This window comes from Moorena sp. SIO3I6 (assembly GCF_010672095.1).
Window position 1 is genome coordinate 1 of the sequence record NZ_JAAHHU010000470.1, and the last position, 3320, is coordinate 3320.

Annotated in this window: 4 protein-coding genes; 3 read left to right on the forward strand and 1 reads right to left on the reverse strand. The window is 47.3% G+C overall.

Annotated elements, in window-relative coordinates:
* Positions 1-155 precede the first annotated feature (155 nt).
* Positions 156-1280 carry a 3-dehydroquinate synthase gene (gene aroB / locus F6K49_RS38075; protein WP_293037448.1) on the forward strand — a complete coding sequence of 375 codons (1125 nt, stop codon included), beginning with the start codon at positions 156-158 and terminating at the stop codon, positions 1278-1280.
* Here the strand turns inward: aroB and F6K49_RS38080 are convergent.
* The gene (locus F6K49_RS38080) at positions 1249-1386 is read right to left on the reverse strand and encodes a hypothetical protein (RefSeq protein WP_293105439.1); all 138 of its coding nucleotides are present in this window, start codon (positions 1384-1386) and stop codon (positions 1249-1251) included. The two genes, aroB and F6K49_RS38080, sit on opposite strands and share 32 nt — an antisense overlap.
* A 191-nt stretch (positions 1387-1577) precedes the next feature.
* Between F6K49_RS38080 and F6K49_RS38085 the strand changes: the two genes are divergently transcribed.
* Both F6K49_RS38085 and F6K49_RS38090 read left to right on the forward strand, forming a co-directional pair.
* Positions 1578-1802 carry a hypothetical protein gene (locus F6K49_RS38085; protein ID WP_293082872.1) on the forward strand — a complete coding sequence of 75 codons (225 nt, stop codon included), beginning with the start codon at positions 1578-1580 and terminating at the stop codon, positions 1800-1802.
* A 1096-nt stretch (positions 1803-2898) separates the two neighbouring features.
* On the forward strand, positions 2899-3320 hold a 422-nt coding region (locus tag F6K49_RS38090; RefSeq protein ID WP_366514280.1), incomplete at its 3' end, for a hypothetical protein.

Below are 3320 nucleotides of genomic sequence, written 5' to 3' on the forward strand. Positions count from 1 at the left end.
GGCCGTAGGCCACGCTTTCGGCAAAGCCGACGCTGCGCGAACGCGAACAACGAAGTAGGTCGGGGTAGTTCACCCCCTCTAATATATATCTACATCTACATATTTTTAGTAGATATATACAGCGCCATAGTTCACCAGGAAAAAGGCTTTCCCTCATGAAGTTAGTTATTCCCGTTGCTCTACCACAACATTCCTATGATATTGCGATCGCACAACACCTTCCTGATGGCAAGATGACCACAGGTGGCTTAGATGATATTGGGGTTTGGATGAGCCGTCTACAGTTGGGCAAAAAAGTTTTAGTGGTATCGAATCCAGCAATTTTCCGAAGATATGGGAAAAGAGCGATCGCAGCTTTGGAGTTAGTGGGATATCAGGTATCCAGCCTTACCCTGCCTGCTGGTGAACGATACAAAACTGTCAAATCTATCCAAAAGATCTATGATGTTGCCCTAGAAAACCGCCTAGAACGCTCCTCGACTCTGGTGGCATTGGGCGGTGGGGTAATTGGGGATATGACAGGATTTGCTGCTGCCACTTGGCTAAGGGGAATTAATTTCGTTCAGGTTCCCACATCGCTGTTGGCCATGGTTGATGCTTCAGTTGGTGGCAAGACCGGGGTGAATCATCCCAAGGGCAAAAACTTGATCGGTGCCTTCCATCAACCACGATTTGTCTTAATTGACCCGTCGGTATTAAAAACATTGCCAGCCAGAGAATTGCGAGCAGGGATGGCAGAAGTGATTAAGTATGGGATTATCTGGGATGAAGAGCTATTTGTGAAACTAGAGGAATCGAAGCGACTTGACCAATTGCGTTACCTGAAAAAGGATTTATTAGAAACAATTCTCTCTCGGTCTTGCCAAGCTAAAGCAGATGTGGTTAGTCAGGATGAGAAAGAAGCTGGGATCAGAGCAATTTTGAACTATGGTCACACCATTGGTCATGCCGTAGAAAGCTTAACTGGCTACAAGTTAGTGAATCATGGGGAAGCGGTAGGGATTGGAATGGTAGCAGCAGGCCAGATTGCCGTGGCACTCCAGATGTGGCACTCAGAAGATGCCGAACGCCAGGATGCTTTAATCGCAAAAGCTGGACTACCTACTAAGTTACCCAGTGGGCTAGATATTGATGCGATTATTGATACCCTGCAAACTGATAAGAAAGTAAAAGAGGGTAAGGTAAGATTTGTTTTGCCTACCAAGATTGGTGAAGTAACCTTGACAGATCAGGTGCCAACTGATGTGATTAGGGAAGTCCTTCGGCAAATGCAGCTATAGCAAAGGGAATAGGGAATAGGGAGTAGGGAGTAGGGAGTAGGGAATCGGGAGTCGGGAGTCGGGAGTCGGGAATAGGGAGTAGCTTACAAGGGTAGGTTTTTGACAAAGGGGCGAGTAGGTAGTTTTATTGGCGTTGCGTCAGTCTTTGAATGAATAGGAGTAGAGTGGGCATCCTGCCCGCCCGAAAATATAGAGTGGGCATCCTGCCCGCCCGAAAATATAGAGTGGGCATCCTGCCCGCCCGAAAATATAGAGTGGGCATCCTGCCCGCCCGAAAATAAGGAGGAAACTGGCAAGATGCCAGTTCTACACAAGATGCCAGTTCCACGCAAGATGCCCATTCCACCAAGATGCCAGTTCCACCAAGATGCCCATTCTACAGGTGCGACCCGTGGCGAATTAAATTCGCTACAGGTCGCACCGCTCCCGACTCCCGACTCCCGACTCCCGATTCCCGACTCCCGATTCCCAACTCCCGACTCCCGATTCCCGACTCCCAACTCAAATGTCAAGGTTTGGTAACTTGTTATTAACATCTATCGAAGATGCTATGAAACCATTGATAATCGGCTAAAGGGTTTTACCCCTCATGTCACTCAATTCCTTACTGGGTAAGACTATCTTCAGGTTACCCTAGGGGGCTGAAAGGATTTGCCCACACCATTATCCATAGCAATTAGGGAAAGTTGATCGAGAAATCGCAAAATTTTGAAAATGAGCTAGGGTAGACATTGGCCGCAATCTAGTTATGAATGCTCCCCCCAACTGCTACGGGAGGTGGGGGTGTCCGTCTTGATTACAAGGGTTTATCCCTCGCGACAGGCGGCATTCGCGCCGAAAAGCCAGGACTTTTGCTGGACTTCTCCCCCAAGTCGTTTCCGCTATGGGGCTTGTATTAGAAAATTTTACCTAGAGTCTGACGTATATAAACCGACTACACAGGATTTACAGGTTTGTTTTCCCTGGCGTTGAGAGGTCGTGCCTCTAGGTTGCTCAGAATCTTGTTCTGTCCTTTACCGTACCGCTCAAGCTAAACCAATTATACCACAATAGGCAGTTCTCAGACCCCCACCTGCGTTCTCGTGGTGGGGGAATGGGTCACTCATCTTGTTCAATTTAGGGTATGGTTGCAATTGTTACACCAAAATTCCCCAAAACTATGGGCACAGGGCTTATTGCCCAACGTTAAGGGTGAAATTAAGTGACAGCTCCTAAACTGACCTTTCAGGTTCAGTGTAGGCAACAAGCGCCAATCCGGCTATTGCTTAGGAGGCGCTGGGCTTTAAGAACGGACTGCCCTCTCTTGATGCAATAGCGAGTGGGGGAAACCCCCAAGACCGCGCTGCATCGCTGCCGCTCTGTTTTCTTGGTGTTTTTTTTAAGACTGTTGTCCTGACAAACCAGCATTTAAGGCCGTAGGCCACGCTACGCGAACGGCTTTGTTTACCAGTACATATATTATAGCAATTCCATGCATACCCTGTGAAAAATTAATCCCACACTTATTATGCTGCGCGTTAAAATGTCAGGGGCTTCTTTTGCCGTAAGCTAAAAAATATGCGACCTTAGCAGTAGTGGCAATTCGTTGTAATTCGGTTCCAGTTGAGAGGCAATATTAATGAGTGATGGTATGGCATTCCTGACGGGGGCTGCCTTTGCCGGTATGGCAGCTTTGTTTCTCCTCAAAGGAGGAGGCAATATGGTGGCGAATAACCTTCCCTCTTCCCAACCCTTCCAAATTTCCCCTAACAATCCCTATAATTCCCCTTACACAGATCAACAGCCAAACCAGGCTCTAGCTTCACCGAACTTAAATAATTTAAATAATAATTTAAATAATATGCTCAATGTTGAACAGCAGCGGCGGGACACTGAGCAGCTCAAAGCTATGGTTGAGCAACAACGAGCTGAAACTGAACAGCTCAAAGCCCAACTTCACAATCAGCAGTTACTGCTAGACAATCTAACTGCTCAGGTTGATGCCAGTGTGATCAGGGCTCCTGAGCAACTAATCCCTAATCGTAAAACCACTAATCAAAC

What these genes read in the sequence shown, in the direction of transcription:
- aroB (WP_293037448.1), top strand. Translation starts at nt 156, where the DNA reads ATGAAGTTAGTTATTCCCGTTGCTCTACCACAACATTCCTATGATATT.
- F6K49_RS38085 (WP_293082872.1), top strand. Translation starts at nt 1,578, where the DNA reads ATGCCAGTTCTACACAAGATGCCAGTTCCACGCAAGATGCCCATTCCA.